This is a genomic window from Pseudomonas sp. W2Aug9 (assembly GCF_023127755.1).
GTDB lineage: Bacteria > Pseudomonadota > Gammaproteobacteria > Pseudomonadales > Pseudomonadaceae > Aquipseudomonas > Aquipseudomonas synxantha_A.
The window spans coordinates 65,299-78,635 of sequence record NZ_SPKL01000037.1; the positions used below are offsets into that span (position 1 = coordinate 65,299).

Sequence of the window (13,337 nt, forward strand, 5' to 3'; positions counted from 1 at the left end):
ATGCAGCAGCTTCAGACCTTGCGCACGAACTCGGACTTGAGTTTCATCGGGCCGATACCGTCGATCTTGCAGTCGATATCGTGGTCTCCGTCGCACAGGCGGATGTTCTTGACCTTGGTGCCGACCTTGACCACCAGTGAGGTGCCCTTGACCTTGAGGTCCTTGATCACGGTGATGGTGTCGCCGTCCTGCAGGACGTTGCCCACAGAGTCTTTCTTCACGGTCTCATCGCCGGCCACTTCGGCCTCGCCATTGGCGGACCACTCATGGGCGCATTCCGGGCAGACCAGTTGGGTGCCGTCTTCGTAGGTGTATTCGGAATTGCATTTCGGGCAGGGTGGCAACGTGCTCACTAAAGCTCCTTGAGATTCAGGGATGACTAAAAGTCGCACATTATATAGGGTTTTGCGGCGAGAGCGGGGAGGTCAGTGGTGAATGCGATCTAAATGTGGGAGCTGGCTTGCCTGCGATAGCGATGGTGAGTTCACTACCGTCATCGCAGGCAAGCCAGCTCCCACATTAATCAACGCGGAATCAGTGAGTACGGGCCACAGCGAACTCACTCAGTTCCACCAATGCATCCCGGTATTCACTGGCCGGCAAGGCTTCCAGGCACTGGATCGCCCGCGCCACGTAGTCACGCGCCAGTTGCGCGGTGTACTCCAGGGAACCGGAGGCTTCGACGGCGGCACGGATGGCCTCCAGGTCTTCGATCCCGCCTTTCTGGATGGCCTTGCGCACCAGGGCGGCCTGTTCCGGCGTGCCTTCGCGCATGGTGTAGATCAGCGGCAAGGTTGGCTTGCCCTCGGCCAGGTCGTCACCGACGTTCTTGCCCAGGGTCTCGGCATCGCCCTTGTAGTCGAGCAGGTCATCCACCAGTTGGAACGCCACGCCCAGGTGATCGCCAAAGGTACGCAGGGCTTCGGCCTGTTCGGCGGTGGCGCCACACAGCGCGGCAGCGCTGTGGGTGGACGCTTCGAAGAGCATCGCGGTTTTGCCGCGAATCACTTCCATATAGGTTTCTTCGGTGGTGCTGGCGTCGCGGACCTTGGACAGCTGCAACACTTCGCCTTCGGCGATGATGCGTGTGGCCTGTGAAAGAATCTTCATCACCGGCATCGAGCCCAGTTCGACCATCATTTCGAACGAGCGCGAGTACAGGAAGTCGCCCACCAACACGCTGGGTGCGTTGCCCCACATGGCATTGGCGGTCTCGCGGCCACGCCGCATACCGGACATGTCGACCACGTCGTCATGCAGCAGGGTGGCGGTGTGCAGGAACTCGATGGTCGCGGCCAGCAAGCGAAGGTCATCGCCTTCGCGGCCCAGCGCCTTGCCACACAGCAGTACTAATAAAGGACGCAGGCGTTTACCGCCCGCCGACGTAATATAGTCGCCAATTTTGGAGACCAGCGGCACTTTAGACGTCAGCTGCTGCTTGATGATGCCGTCGACGGCGCTAAAATCGTCCGCGACCGCGCGGTAGAAAGCTTGGGGTTGCATCAGCGACAGTCGCTCCAGAAGGGTTGCGCGGCATGCTAGGACCCTGACCCCGCAGTGTCAAGGCGCGATAGACGGCCCCTTGCAAGCCTCCCATAGCTTGCGTACAATCGCGCACCCTGAACTTCCTGGGCAGCACCTGCCTTACGCAATTGCATTCGGGACGTCCATCCCATGCAGCCATGCCAGCCAATACCTCTTCTTATAAAGCGCTGGGTGAGCAGGATTATCGGAGAAATACCATGTCGTACGCAGTAATTGTTACTGGTGGCAAGCAATACAAAGTCGCCCCAGGTGAATACCTGAAGATCGAAAAACTGGAAATCGCTACTGGCGAATCCGTTACTTTTGATCGCGTTCTGTTGGTCGCCAATGGCGATGACGTGAACATCGGCGCTCCAGTTGTTGCTGGCGCTACCGTTGTGGCTGAAGTGATCTCCCAAGGTCGTCACGATAAAGTCCGCATCATCAAGTTCCGTCGTCGTAAGCACCACATGAAGCGTATGGGCCACCGCCAGTGGTACACCGAGATCAAAATCACCGGTATTCAGGCTTAATTTCAGCCTAATTCCTCACTAGGAGAATTGACTCATGGCACACAAAAAAGCTGGTGGTAGTACCCGTAACGGTCGCGACTCAGAAGCCAAACGCCTTGGCGTGAAGATGTATGGCGGCCAGAAAATCATTCCGGGCAACATCATCGTGCGTCAGCGCGGCACCCAATTCCACGCCGGTTACGGTGTTGGCATGGGTAAAGATCACACCCTCTTCGCTAAAATCGAAGGCGTGATCAAGTTCGAAGTAAAGGGCGCGTTCAACCGCCGTTACGTGAGCGTTGTCGCAGCTTAATTGCGAGATCGCTGGAAAAGCCCTGTCTTGCGACGGGGCTTTTTCGTTTGTGGAGTGAGTCTCTTGCAAAGCTGTTTGTGATGAGCTCAGGCGCAAGTTTGCGGTCGCTGATTGAGGTCGCTGCGCTCATTTTTGCAAGAGTCTTATGTCTTGGTTTCTTAAGCTCGTCCATGCGGCGAGAGGCGTTTTGTTATGAAGTTCGTTGATGAAGTTTCCATCCGAGTAAAAGCAGGCGACGGCGGTAACGGTTGCATGAGTTTCCGTCGCGAAAAATTCATCGAAAACGGTGGTCCGAACGGCGGTGACGGCGGTGACGGTGGCTCCATCTACATGATGGCCGACGAAAACCTCAACACCCTGGTCGACTACCGTTACACCCGGCACTTCGATGCCGAGCGTGGCTCCAACGGCGGCAGCACCGACTGCACCGGCAAAAAAGGTGAAGACCTGGTACTGCGCGTACCGGTCGGCACCACGATCATCGATTCCGCGACACAGGAAGTGATTGGCGACCTGACCAAGGCCGGCCAGAAACTGATGGTTGTGCAGGGCGGCTGGCACGGCCTGGGTAACACCCGATTCAAGTCCAGTACCAACCGTGCGCCGCGCCAGACCACGCCGGGCAAGCCGGGCGAACAGCGTGACCTGAAGCTGGAAATGAAAGTACTCGCCGACGTGGGCCTGTTGGGCCTGCCGAACGCTGGCAAAAGTACCTTCATCCGCTCGGTATCGGCCGCCAAGCCGAAGGTCGCCGACTACCCGTTCACCACCCTGGTGCCAAACCTGGGCGTGGTCAGCGTCGACCGCTGGAAGAGCTTCGTGGTTGCCGACATTCCTGGCCTGATCGAAGGGGCTTCCGACGGTGCTGGTCTGGGCATTCGCTTCCTCAAGCACTTGTCCCGCACCCGTTTGCTGCTGCACCTCGTCGACATGGCGCCGCTGGATGACACCAGCGCTGCGGATGCCGCCGAAGTGATCGTCAGCGAGCTGACCAAGTTCAGCCCGGCCCTGGCCGAGCGTGATCGCTGGCTGGTCCTGAACAAGTGCGACCAGATCCTTGAGGAAGAGCACGAAGAGCGCGTCAAGGAAATCGTCGATCGCCTGGAATGGGAAGGCCCGGTCTATGTGATCTCGGCCATTGCCAAAGAAGGCACCGAACGCCTGACCCGCGACATCATGCGTTACCTGGAAGACCGAGCCGACCGCCTGGCGGCCGACCCGGTATTCAAGGCCGAGCTTGCCGAGCTTGACCAGCAGATCGAAGACGAAGCCCGTGCCCAGTTGCAGGCCCTGGACGACCAGCGTGCCCTGCGCCGCAGCGGCGTGAAGTCGGTCCATGACATCGGCGACGATGATTGGGACGAAGAAGACGTGGATGATGAAGACGGTCCGGAAATCATTTACGTGCGCGATTGATTCGTTGCGATAAACTTGAACGCCGCTCCCTGGAGCGGCGTTTTGGTATCCGGGTATAACGTTATGGGCGGCGCTGGGTCGCGCGGCCCTCACTCTAAGGTTGAAGATGATGCGGAGCAAAGTGACAGGTGCGCAGCGCTGGGTCGTGAAGATCGGCAGTGCGTTGCTGACGGCCGATGGCAAGGGGCTGGATCGCGCAGCCATGAGCGTCTGGGTCGAGCAGATGGTGGCCTTGCATGAGGCCGGTGTCGAGTTGGTGCTGGTGTCGTCCGGGGCTGTTGCCGCCGGGATGAGCCGCCTCGGCTGGACCGCGCGACCCAGCGCGATGCACGAACTGCAAGCCGCCGCGGCCATCGGCCAGATGGGCCTGGTGCAAGCCTGGGAGTCCAGCTTTGCCGAGCACGGCCGCCACACGGCGCAGATCCTGCTGACCCACGACGACCTGTCCGACCGCAAGCGCTACCTCAATGCCCGCAGCACCTTGCGCGCCTTGGTGGAGCTCAAGGTCATCCCGGTCATCAATGAAAACGACACCGTGGTCACAGACGAAATCCGTTTCGGCGACAACGACACCCTGGCTGCGCTGGTGGCCAACCTGGTGGAAGCCGATCTGTTGGTGATCCTCACCGACCGCGACGGCATGTTCGACGCCGACCCGCGCAACAACCCCGATGCCCAGTTGATCTACGAAGCCCGCGCCGATGACCCGGCACTGGATGCGGTCGCCGGCAGTGTCGGCGGTGCTCTGGGCCGTGGCGGTATGCAGACCAAACTGCGCGCCGCTCGCCTGGCTGCGCGTTCCGGTGCCCATACCATCATCGTTGGTGGGCGCCTGGAGCGTGTGCTGGATCGCCTCAAGGCCGGTGAGCGCATCGGTACGCTGCTATCACCGGAACGCGGCATGCTGGCAGCGCGCAAGCAGTGGTTGGCCGGGCATCTGCAAACCCGTGGCACCCTGGTGCTGGACGAGGGCGCGGTGTCGGCGTTGTCCCAAGGCAACAAGAGCTTGCTGCCGGTGGGCGTCAAGCTGGTGCAGGGCAGCTTCCGCCGTGGCGAAATGGTGGTGTGCGTCGCGCCGGACGGTCGTGAGATTGCCCGTGGCCTGGCCAACTACAGCGCCCTTGAAGCACAGAAGATAATTGGACAATCGTCTGACGCGATTGTCGGACTCTTGGGTTACATGGCGGAACCGGAACTGGTGCACCGCGATAACCTCATCCTGGTTTAAACGAAAGGAATACCCGATGCGTGTAATGAAGGGATTACTCGGCCTGTTATTGCTCATGCCACTGCTGGCCTCGGCCGAAGAAATCGCCCAGGTCTCGACGGTGTTCAAGTTTGTCGGCCCTAACGACCGGATTGTGGTCGAGGCGTTTGACGACCCCAAGGTTGACGGCGTGACCTGCTACCTGTCGCGTGCCAAGACCGGCGGCGTCAAAGGCGGCCTGGGCCTGGCCGAAGACCGCGCTGAGGCCTCGATTGCCTGCCGCCAGGTTGGCCCGATCCATTTCAAGGGCGAACTCAAGGACGGGGACGAAGTCTTCAAGGAACGCACCTCCCTGGTGTTCAAGACCATGCAGGTGGTGCGTTTCCTCGACAAGAAGCGCAATACCCTGGTGTATCTGGTCTACAGCGACCGCCTGATCGAAGGCAGCCCGCAGAACGCGGTGACGGCGATTCCGATTCTGCCCTGGCCGACCGCTCAGTAACCTGCAGGCGAGTTTTGTCACCGGCGTCTATGATTGAAGACTCGCCGGTTGTAAGCTCCGAGAGCTGCAATGCAAAGAATATGGGATATCTGGAGTTCGTCATGAGTGCTTTCCACGATCTGAAACTCAAAGCCCTGGACGGACAAGAGCTACCGCTGGCGCCCTTCAAGGGCCAGGTTGTGCTGGTGGTCAATGTGGCGTCCAAATGTGGTTTGACCCCGCAATACGCGGCGTTGGAAAACCTCTACCAGCAATACAGGGACCAGGGATTCACGGTGCTCGGCTTGCCGTGCAATCAGTTTGCAGGCCAGGAACCGGGGACCGAACAAGAGATCCGCGAGTTCTGCAGCCTGCACTACGGGGTGAGTTTTCCCCTGGGCAGCAAGCTCGAGGTCAACGGCCCGGATCGTCATCAGCTGTACCGCTTGCTGGCAGGTGAGGGCGCCGAGTTTCCAGGGGACATCACCTGGAACTTCGAGAAATTCCTGTTGGGTAAAGATGGCCGGGTACTCGCGCGCTTCTCACCGCGTACGTCCCCGGACGACCCGACTATCATGCAGGCCATCGAAAAAGCCCTGAGCTGAAACACACCCACTGTAGGAGCGAGCTTGCTCGCGAAGATCGCCAACGATAACGCGTTGATCCTGACTTAACGCGTGTTCCCGGATTCTTCGCGAACAAGCTCGCTCCTACAGGTATTCGGCTACTTCTACCCCTTTAATCACCCAGATCAATAGTGCTACTAAGCGCTGCACACTCACCATATTATCCGCGTCATAAATCCCGTCCTGGTGGAGTGCTCCATGCCTGTCCAAGCCTTGTTCAAACCCTTCCAACTCGGTGGACTGCAACTGTCGACCCGCGTGGTCATGGCGCCCATGACCCGTTCGTTCTCTCCGGGTGGTGTACCCAACTCCAAGGTCATCGAGTACTACCGTCGTCGTGCGGCGGCCGGTGTGGGCCTGATCATCACTGAAGGTACCGTGGTCGATCACCGGGCGTCCAACGGCTACCCCAACGTCCCGCATTTCTACGGTGAGGCCGCGCTGGCCGGCTGGAAGAAAGTGGTCGACGCAGTACACGCCGAAGGCGGCAAGATTGTCCCGCAGTTGTGGCATGTGGGTAGCGTGCGCCGTATCGGCACCGAGCCTGATGCCAGCGTGCCTGCTTATGGCCCGATGGAAAAGCTCAAGGACGGCAACGTGGTTGTGCACGGTATGACGCAACAGGACATCAGGGACGTGATCAACGCCTTCGCCCAAGCTGCCAGTGACGCCCAGGCGATCGGCATGGACGGTGTAGAAATCCATGGCGCCCACGGTTACCTGGTGGATCAATTCTTCTGGGAGGGCAGCAACCAGCGCACCGACGAATACGGTGGCAGCCTGGCCAACCGTTCGCGCTTTGCCATTGAGCTGATCGAGGCCACCCGTGCTGCTGTAGGGCCGAACTTTCCGATCATCCTGCGTTTCTCGCAGTGGAAGCAGCAGGACTACACCGCACGCCTGGTGCAAACCCCTGAGGCGCTGGGTGAGTTCCTCAAGCCATTGGCTGAGGCCGGCGTAGATATTTTCCACTGCTCCACTCGCCGTTTCTGGGAGCCGGAGTTTGAAGGCTCCGACCTCAACCTGGCTGGCTGGACGCGTCAGCTCACGGGTAAGCCGACTATCACCGTGGGCAGTGTTGGCCTGGATGGCGAGTTCCTGCAATTTATGGTCAACACCGACAAGGTCGCGCAACCTGCCAGCCTCGAAAAGCTGCTGGAGCGCCTGAATAACGATGAGTTCGACCTGGTGGCCGTAGGGCGTGCGCTGCTGGTGGACCCGGATTGGGCCGTGAAGGTGCGCGAAGGGCGCGAAGGGGACATCTTGCCCTTCAGTCGCGACGCGTTGAGCACTCTGGTGTAAACGGCTGGACTCCCTGTGAGCGTCACAGGGAGTTTCTTCTCTTTAGCGATTAATACTCTGGTCGCTTATTCAACTCTTTACTGTGATCAGTCTTGAGCGTGTCTTTATGGCCAGGCTGGCCGTAGATTGGCGGTTCAGCACGGGCTTGATCCAGCCATTGTTGCTGCTGGGTCCATTGCGCGGTTGGCATGTTGACACCATTGCGTACACCCATTCCATAAATTGACATGTTCCGTATCTCCTGGGGTTGGCTGATCAATAGGGGCGTACTGGCTGCGTCAGGGTTTGGTCGTATGTCGGTTGCTGTGGACGATGCGAGCCGTAGTCGGGGCGTGTGGGCTGATGTGGACGATGCCAGCCGTAATCGGGTTGTGAGGGTTGCTGCGGACGATGCCAGCCATAATCGGGTTGTGTGGGGTGCTGCGGACGATGCCAGCCATAATCGGGTTGTGAGGGTTGCTGCGGACGATGCCAGCCATAGTCGGGTTGTGTGGGTTGCTGCGGACGATGCCAGCCGTAATCGGGTTGTGAGGGTTGCTGCGGACGATGCCAGCCATAGTCGGGACGTGTAGGTTGCTGCGGGCGATGCGAGCCGTAGTCGGGACGTGTAGGTTGCTGCGGGCGATGCCAGCCGTAGTCGGGACGTGGGGGTTGCTGCGGGCGGTACCAGCCATTGTCGGGCCCCGTAGGCCTCTGGCTGAAGGTATCGGTAGTCGGGTACCGTGGAACCATGGATTCGTTTATCAGTGTCGACATAGTTATCTCTTAAGTTTCCATCATGAATGCCTGCCTCTTGGGTGCGATCTGTAAAAGACACCCCTGGTAAGACAGGTGTCATGTGGGTGGTGATAAATCCTGCAGCGTTCCAGAAATATCCTGTGTGGGGGCGCTTATTCAGGCGCTCTGGCGCGAAAAAGCCTAACGCCTGGGCCATTACTCGGGGGCTCGTCTGTCAGGCAGGTGAAGTGACTTACAGTCATTGCTGAGTCTTCAGCCTGCGTGCGGCTGTGTTGGGACGATAAAATGTTCCCCACACACACCTCGTAACTGCTGCTCGAACTGTTCGACAATCGCTGGCCAGCCCTGGCGGCTCGCGTGTTGACGCGCATTGAGGCGCATACGGCGTAAACTTTCCGCGTCCTCCAGCAGCCAATTGGCGGCGTCGCAAAACGCATTTTCGTCACCCGGCATCGCCAGCACCCCGTTGTAGCCGTGACGAATATGCTGTGTGGCGGCAGCCTGGTCGTAGGCCACCACCCCCAACCCTGACGCCATGGCCTCCAGTACCACATTGCCAAAGGTTTCGGTCAGGCTGGGGAACAGGAACACATCGCCGGACGCGTAATGACGAGCCAGTTCTTCACCGCGCAAGGCACCGCAGAAAATTGCTTCGGGAAGGTCCTTTTCCAGCATTGCTCGTTGTGGTCCATCACCGACGATGATCAGTTTCATCTGACGCAAGGGGTATCTGTTCTGCAAGGTCTCGAAACAGCGCTTGAGCAGGCCCAGGTTCTTTTCCTGGGCCAGCCGCCCTACATGCAGCACTGCGATTTGCTCATTATTCAAGGCCCAGCTTTCCCGCAGAGCGCTGTCGCGTTTGGCGGGGTGGAACAATTGGCTGTCGACGCCTCTGGCCAACATCCCCAGGCGCTCAAAATGCCGACGCTCCAGTTCCAGGCGCTGACTGGCGCTTGGTACCAGGGTCAGGCTCGATCGGTTGTGAAACCAGCGCAGGTAATGGGTGACCATGCGACTGAGCAGGCTCAAGCCGTACTGGTTCGAATACTGCTGGAAGTTGGTATGAAAGCCGCTGACAACACTGATTCCCAAACGCCGCGCCGCACGCAGAGCGGATAAACCCAACGGCCCTTCGGTGGCGATATACAACACGTCCGGGCGCTGGCGGCTCCAGCGTCTGAGCAGTTTGCGCATCGACGATTGGCCCCATTGCAGCCCTGGGTAACCGGGTAATGGCCAGCCGCGGCACAGCAGCAGTTGATCGTCACTCGGTCGGCTCTGATCAGCGCCCTGGCGTGGACGCACCAGTTCGACCTGATGACCACGCGAGCGCAAACCCTCGCACAGGCGGCCAAGGGTATTGGCCACGCCGTTGATTTCCGGCGGGAAGGTTTCGGTAATGAGGGTGATGTGAAGCGAGGCTGTCGTCATGACCCACAGTGTCACCGCGGGCCATGTCGCCATTGTGTCTGAGTGATGATGGATTTATGACGGGGTCACGGCCTGCTGCGTCATCGCCTCGGCACCTTGCTCACGCACCCAGAACAACGTCGCCCCGGCGACTGCCGCCGGCATCATCAGCAGGTTGACCACCGGCACCAGCAGCACCAGATAGACAACACCGCCGAAGCTCATGCTCTGCCAGCGCTTCTGGCGCAGCCAGGCGAGCATCTCGTTCCAGCCCAGTTTGTGGTTGTCGGCCGGGTAGTCGATGTACTGGATTGCCATCATCCATACGCCAAAGAGCAACCACAGCGGCGCAGCGATCAGGTTGACCACTGGAATGAACGACAGGATAAACAGTCCGATAGCTCGTGGCAGGAAGTAGCCCAGCTTGCGCATTTCCCGGGCCAGGGTACGCGGCACCATGGCGATCAACTCACCCCAACTGAACGCCGGAAAGTCATCGGTGCCGCGCACCACCACTTCAACCTTCTCCGAGAGAAAGCCGTTGAACGGCGCTGCGATGATATTGGCGAGCATGGTGAAGGTGAAAAACACCATCAGCACCACCAACACCACAAACAATGGCCACAACAGGTAATTCAGAAAACTCAGCCAACTGGGCAGCGTCGGCATCAGATGGTCGACCCACAGGCTGAACTGATGGCCGGCGAAATAGATCAAGCCGACGAACAGCACCAGGTTGATCGCCAGCGGCAGCAGCACAAACAAGCGCAAGCAGGGGCTCAACACCAGTTTGAGGCCTTCACGCAGGTATTGCGGACCGGAAAGAGCGGGGGCGGGCATGGTGAACTCCGAGCAGGATGACGAACGCGCCGACCTTACCGGCTTTGTATCGTGGGCGAAAGCGGCGACATCATCAGTAACATTAGGGGGAGCAATGGCGTCGATTAATCGGGCCGACTGCATAGAGACCACCTATGAGCTGGATTGTTATTCCGTATTTCCTTAATCTTGCCCCCCTCGATACGCTGCACCCATTATTTTCAGGGCCTGCGAGTTCAAGCCTTCCCCAAGTGCTTCGTGGTCCCTTTTTTATTCCAGCCGCCTTGTAGTCCGGGCGGTCGATAGGAGCGAGTCATGTCTGATACCCGCCATTCGCGAGTGATTATTCTCGGTTCCGGCCCTGCCGGTTACAGCGCTGCCGTCTATGCTGCCCGGGCCAACCTCAAGCCGCTGCTGATCACCGGCATGCAGGCGGGCGGTCAGTTGACCACCACCACCGAAGTCGACAACTGGCCGGGCGATGTCCACGGACTGACCGGCCCGGTGCTGATGGAGCGTATGAAAGAGCACGCCGAGCGCTTTGAAACCGAGATCGTGTTTGATCACATCAACAAGGTCGACTTCTCCAAGAAGCCTTACAGCCTGACCGGCGACAGTGGCGTCTACACTTGTGACGCCCTGATCATCGCCACCGGTGCCAGTGCTCGTTACCTGGGCCTGCCATCGGAAGAAGCGTTCATGGGCAAGGGGGTTTCGGCCTGCGCTACCTGCGACGGTTTCTTCTACCGCAACAAGCCGGTCGCTGTGGTCGGTGGTGGTAACACCGCTGTGGAGGAGGCGCTGTACCTGGCCAACATCGCCAGCACTGTGACCCTGGTTCACCGTCGCGAGACCTTCCGCGCCGAGAAGATCCTGATCGACAAGCTGCATGCCCGTGTGGCAGAAGGCAAGATCATCCTCAAGCTCAACGCCACCCTGGATGAAGTCCTGGGCGACAACATGGGCGTGACCGGTGCGCGCCTGAAGAACAACGATGGCAGCTTCGACGAATTGAAAGTCGACGGTGTATTCATCGCCATCGGCCACACCCCGAACACCTCGCTGTTCGAAGGCGTGCTGGAAGCCAAAGATGGCTACCTGGTGGTGCAGGGCGGCCGCGAAGGCAATGCTACCGCGACCAACATCGAAGGCATTTTCGCTGCCGGCGACGTGGCTGACCACGTCTACCGCCAGGCCATCACCTCGGCCGGCGCCGGTTGCATGGCGGCCCTGGATGCCGAGCGCTACCTCGATGGTTTGAAGGACGCTTCGTTCTAAACAACGCTGCAAAAAAATGTGGGAGGGGGCTTGCTCCCGATAGCGGTGTGTCAGCCAACTAATACTTGGCTGAAACCTGCTATCGGGAGCAAGCCCCCTCCCACATTTGGATATGTATTTGACTCAGGATTTGCGAGCCAGGGGCTGCGCGGCAAATTTTACCCCATCCAACCCATGGGCAATCAACGCCCGAATATTGCCATGGTCACTGCCCTCAGGCGTCGCCACCACCGACCGGTAATGCTCGCCAAACGCCAGCAACGCTTCCTGATCGCTCAAGCCTTCCAGCAACGCCAAACCCAGGGTCTTGCACGAACCTTCGTTCTGCCCAGCAGCGTTTTCCACATCGCCATTGGTGAACGCTTGTGGCTGGTAGTCGTAACCGTCGGCGATAAAGGCCAGGGTGTCGGCAAAGACGTGTTCGCCACTGTTGAGGCTGGCGCGCAGAGTGTTCAGATCAGTCATGGGGCTTTCCTTTGGCGAACGCGGCCTGTTGGTCGGCGTTGGCTTCTTGCTGGTATTGGGCTTTCCACTCGGCGTACGGCATGCCGTACACCACTTCACGGGCGTCATCGAGGCTGACCTGGATCTGGCGCTCATCGGCCTCGGCCTTGTACCACTTGGACAGGCAGTTGCGGCAAAAGCCGGCGAGGTTCATCAGGTCGATATTCTGCACATCCTTGCGGCTATCCAGATGGGCCACCAATCGGCGAAAGGCGGCGGCTTCAAGTTCGAGGCGTTGTTGGTCGTTCATAGGGCTCACTTAGTATCAGCGGCTGGCGGCTAGAGTGATCGAAACCGACTCGGCAAAGCGCAGCGCGTGGGGCTTGTCGACTTCCACCTCGGCGTACAACACCGATTCGTTGCTCATCACCAGGTCCAGCAATTCCTGGGTCAGGCGCTCCAGCAGGGCGAAGCGGTTGCCTTCCACATGGGCGATGATCGCCTTGGTGATGGTGCGGTAGTTCAAAGCGTGGTCGATATCGTTGTCGCGCACGGCGTCCTGGGCGGCATACAGGATGGTCAGGTTGATCAGCACATCCTGCTTGTTGAGGATTTCGTCCTCGTTGATGCCAATAAAAGTGCGCAGGCACAGGTCTTTGACCCGGATGCGCGCCATGCCTGGTTGAAGTTGTGGCATTGCTACTTGCTCCGTCCAATCAATTGCAGGAACTCCATGCGCGTGGTGTTCGATTCGCGGAAGGCGCCGAGCATCACTGAGGTGTTCATGGTTGAATTCTGTTTCTCCACGCCGCGCATCATCATGCACATGTGCTTGGCTTCGATCACCACCGCCACGCCGGCGGCCTGGGTCACGTCCTGGATGGCGTCGGCGATTTGCCGCGTAAGGTTTTCCTGGATCTGCAGGCGCCGGGCAAACATGTCGACGATGCGCGCCAGTTTAGACAGGCCCAGCACCTTGCCGGTCGGAATATAGGCCACGTGCGCCTTGCCGATAAAGGGCAGCAGGTGATGCTCGCACAACGAGTACAACTCGATGTCCTTGAGGATCACCATCTCGTCATTGTCGGAGGCGAACAGCGCGCCGTTGACGATTTCTTCCAGGTTCTGCGCGTAGCCATGACACAGGTACTGCATGGCCTTGGCGGCACGCTTGGGCGTGTCGAGCAGGCCCTCGCGCTCTGGGTCTTCGCCCAGGCCCTTGAGGATTTCGCGGTAGTGGTGGGGCAGGGAAAGGGTCATACAACAT

18 protein-coding genes are annotated in these 13,337 nt (G+C 59.3%); 8 read left to right on the forward strand and 10 right to left on the reverse strand.

Annotation, left to right across the window (positions count from 1 at the left end; translation table 11 throughout):
- Positions 1–11: 11 nt before the first annotated feature.
- Both E3O56_RS24840 and E3O56_RS24845 read right to left on the reverse strand, forming a co-directional pair.
- A complete protein-coding gene (locus E3O56_RS24840) occupies positions 12–353 on the reverse strand; it encodes a zinc ribbon domain-containing protein YjdM (protein WP_005791320.1) in 342 nt (113 codons plus the stop codon).
- A gap of 181 nt (positions 354–534) precedes the next feature.
- Positions 535–1,503, reverse strand: a complete 969-nt coding sequence (locus E3O56_RS24845) for a polyprenyl synthetase family protein (protein ID WP_005791318.1) — start codon at positions 1,501–1,503, stop codon at positions 535–537.
- Between the two features lie 239 nt (positions 1,504–1,742).
- On the opposite strand from E3O56_RS24845, the gene rplU reads away from it, so the two are divergent.
- The 7 genes from rplU to E3O56_RS24880 all read left to right on the forward strand — a co-directional run bounded on the left by rplU (position 1,743) and on the right by E3O56_RS24880 (position 7,381).
- Positions 1,743–2,057 (forward strand): 50S ribosomal protein L21, encoded by a 315-nt coding sequence (gene rplU / locus E3O56_RS24850; RefSeq protein WP_003176051.1) that lies wholly within the window; start codon positions 1,743–1,745, stop codon positions 2,055–2,057.
- Between the two features lie 34 nt (positions 2,058–2,091).
- Positions 2,092–2,349, forward strand: coding sequence for a 50S ribosomal protein L27 (rpmA, locus tag E3O56_RS24855; RefSeq protein WP_003176049.1), 258 nt, complete (start codon positions 2,092–2,094; stop codon positions 2,347–2,349).
- 192 nt (positions 2,350–2,541) lie between these two features.
- Complete coding sequence (cgtA, locus tag E3O56_RS24860; RefSeq protein ID WP_005791308.1) at positions 2,542–3,765, forward strand: Obg family GTPase CgtA; 1,224 nt, start codon at positions 2,542–2,544, stop codon at positions 3,763–3,765.
- A 109-nt stretch (positions 3,766–3,874) separates the two neighbouring features.
- Positions 3,875–4,993, forward strand: a complete 1,119-nt coding sequence (gene proB / locus E3O56_RS24865; protein ID WP_005791305.1) for a glutamate 5-kinase — start codon at positions 3,875–3,877, stop codon at positions 4,991–4,993.
- 16 nt (positions 4,994–5,009) lie between these two features.
- A complete protein-coding gene (locus tag E3O56_RS24870; protein ID WP_032879534.1) occupies positions 5,010–5,474 on the forward strand; it encodes a CreA family protein in 465 nt (154 codons plus the stop codon).
- A gap of 101 nt (positions 5,475–5,575) precedes the next feature.
- A complete protein-coding gene (locus E3O56_RS24875) occupies positions 5,576–6,058 on the forward strand; it encodes a glutathione peroxidase (RefSeq protein WP_248129134.1) in 483 nt (160 codons plus the stop codon).
- A gap of 219 nt (positions 6,059–6,277) precedes the next feature.
- Positions 6,278–7,381 (forward strand): NADH:flavin oxidoreductase, encoded by a 1,104-nt coding sequence (locus tag E3O56_RS24880; RefSeq protein WP_248129135.1) that lies wholly within the window; start codon positions 6,278–6,280, stop codon positions 7,379–7,381.
- 49 nt (positions 7,382–7,430) lie between these two features.
- Here E3O56_RS24880 and E3O56_RS24885 read toward each other — a convergent pair whose 3' ends face one another.
- From E3O56_RS24885 to cysZ, 4 genes are all read right to left on the reverse strand, one after another.
- Positions 7,431–7,610, reverse strand: a complete 180-nt coding sequence (locus E3O56_RS24885) for a hypothetical protein (protein WP_032879540.1) — start codon at positions 7,608–7,610, stop codon at positions 7,431–7,433.
- A 26-nt stretch (positions 7,611–7,636) separates the two neighbouring features.
- A complete protein-coding gene (locus E3O56_RS24890; RefSeq protein WP_248129136.1) occupies positions 7,637–8,137 on the reverse strand; it encodes a hypothetical protein in 501 nt (166 codons plus the stop codon).
- 234 nt (positions 8,138–8,371) lie between these two features.
- Complete coding sequence (locus tag E3O56_RS24895) at positions 8,372–9,550, reverse strand: glycosyltransferase family 1 protein (RefSeq protein WP_032879541.1); 1,179 nt, start codon at positions 9,548–9,550, stop codon at positions 8,372–8,374.
- Between the two features lie 54 nt (positions 9,551–9,604).
- The gene (cysZ, locus tag E3O56_RS24900; protein WP_248129137.1) at positions 9,605–10,369 is read right to left on the reverse strand and encodes a sulfate transporter CysZ; all 765 of its coding nucleotides are present in this window, start codon (positions 10,367–10,369) and stop codon (positions 9,605–9,607) included.
- 294 nt (positions 10,370–10,663) lie between these two features.
- Here cysZ and trxB point away from each other — a divergent pair, with 294 nt between their 5' ends.
- Positions 10,664–11,626: a thioredoxin-disulfide reductase gene (trxB, locus tag E3O56_RS24905; protein WP_003194076.1), complete on the forward strand. Its 963-nt coding sequence runs from the start codon at positions 10,664–10,666 to the stop codon at positions 11,624–11,626.
- A 123-nt stretch (positions 11,627–11,749) separates the two neighbouring features.
- Here the strand turns inward: trxB and E3O56_RS24910 are convergent, their stop codons facing one another.
- From E3O56_RS24910 to folE, 4 genes are read right to left on the reverse strand one after another with little or no spacing between them, the layout of a single operon-like run.
- Complete coding sequence (locus tag E3O56_RS24910) at positions 11,750–12,091, reverse strand: HopJ type III effector protein (protein ID WP_148852675.1); 342 nt, start codon at positions 12,089–12,091, stop codon at positions 11,750–11,752.
- On the reverse strand, positions 12,084–12,380 hold the full coding sequence (locus E3O56_RS24915; RefSeq protein ID WP_148852674.1) for a DUF1244 domain-containing protein: 297 nt from the start codon (positions 12,378–12,380) through the stop codon (positions 12,084–12,086). The genes E3O56_RS24910 and E3O56_RS24915 overlap by 8 nt, the downstream gene beginning before the upstream one ends.
- A 15-nt stretch (positions 12,381–12,395) precedes the next feature.
- Positions 12,396–12,767, reverse strand: a complete 372-nt coding sequence (gene folX / locus E3O56_RS24920) for a dihydroneopterin triphosphate 2'-epimerase (protein ID WP_032857710.1) — start codon at positions 12,765–12,767, stop codon at positions 12,396–12,398.
- 2 nt (positions 12,768–12,769) lie between these two features.
- Entirely contained in the window at positions 12,770–13,330 is a 561-nt protein-coding gene (gene folE / locus E3O56_RS24925) for a GTP cyclohydrolase I FolE (protein ID WP_005791285.1), read from the reverse strand.
- Positions 13,331–13,337: the final 7 nt, after the last annotated feature.

Excerpts from the sequence above, each read along its gene's own strand:
- E3O56_RS24885 (WP_032879540.1), bottom strand. The coding sequence starts at position 7,610 with ATGTCAATTTATGGAATGGGTGTACGCAATGGTGTCAACATGCCAACC.
- rpmA (WP_003176049.1), top strand. The coding sequence starts at position 2,092 with ATGGCACACAAAAAAGCTGGTGGTAGTACCCGTAACGGTCGCGACTCA.
- E3O56_RS24870 (WP_032879534.1), top strand. The coding sequence starts at position 5,010 with ATGCGTGTAATGAAGGGATTACTCGGCCTGTTATTGCTCATGCCACTG.
- E3O56_RS24890 (WP_248129136.1), bottom strand. The coding sequence starts at position 8,137 with ATGTCGACACTGATAAACGAATCCATGGTTCCACGGTACCCGACTACC.
- E3O56_RS24895 (WP_032879541.1), bottom strand. The coding sequence starts at position 9,550 with ATGACGACAGCCTCGCTTCACATCACCCTCATTACCGAAACCTTCCCG.
- proB (WP_005791305.1), top strand. The coding sequence starts at position 3,875 with ATGCGGAGCAAAGTGACAGGTGCGCAGCGCTGGGTCGTGAAGATCGGC.
- rplU (WP_003176051.1), top strand. The coding sequence starts at position 1,743 with ATGTCGTACGCAGTAATTGTTACTGGTGGCAAGCAATACAAAGTCGCC.
- E3O56_RS24910 (WP_148852675.1), bottom strand. The coding sequence starts at position 12,091 with ATGACTGATCTGAACACTCTGCGCGCCAGCCTCAACAGTGGCGAACAC.
- cysZ (WP_248129137.1), bottom strand. The coding sequence starts at position 10,369 with ATGCCCGCCCCCGCTCTTTCCGGTCCGCAATACCTGCGTGAAGGCCTC.
- trxB (WP_003194076.1), top strand. The coding sequence starts at position 10,664 with ATGTCTGATACCCGCCATTCGCGAGTGATTATTCTCGGTTCCGGCCCT.
- E3O56_RS24880 (WP_248129135.1), top strand. The coding sequence starts at position 6,278 with ATGCCTGTCCAAGCCTTGTTCAAACCCTTCCAACTCGGTGGACTGCAA.
- folE (WP_005791285.1), bottom strand. The coding sequence starts at position 13,330 with ATGACCCTTTCCCTGCCCCACCACTACCGCGAAATCCTCAAGGGCCTG.
- E3O56_RS24915 (WP_148852674.1), bottom strand. The coding sequence starts at position 12,380 with ATGAACGACCAACAACGCCTCGAACTTGAAGCCGCCGCCTTTCGCCGA.
- folX (WP_032857710.1), bottom strand. The coding sequence starts at position 12,767 with ATGCCACAACTTCAACCAGGCATGGCGCGCATCCGGGTCAAAGACCTG.
- cgtA (WP_005791308.1), top strand. The coding sequence starts at position 2,542 with ATGAAGTTCGTTGATGAAGTTTCCATCCGAGTAAAAGCAGGCGACGGC.
- E3O56_RS24845 (WP_005791318.1), bottom strand. The coding sequence starts at position 1,503 with ATGCAACCCCAAGCTTTCTACCGCGCGGTCGCGGACGATTTTAGCGCC.
- E3O56_RS24875 (WP_248129134.1), top strand. The coding sequence starts at position 5,576 with ATGAGTGCTTTCCACGATCTGAAACTCAAAGCCCTGGACGGACAAGAG.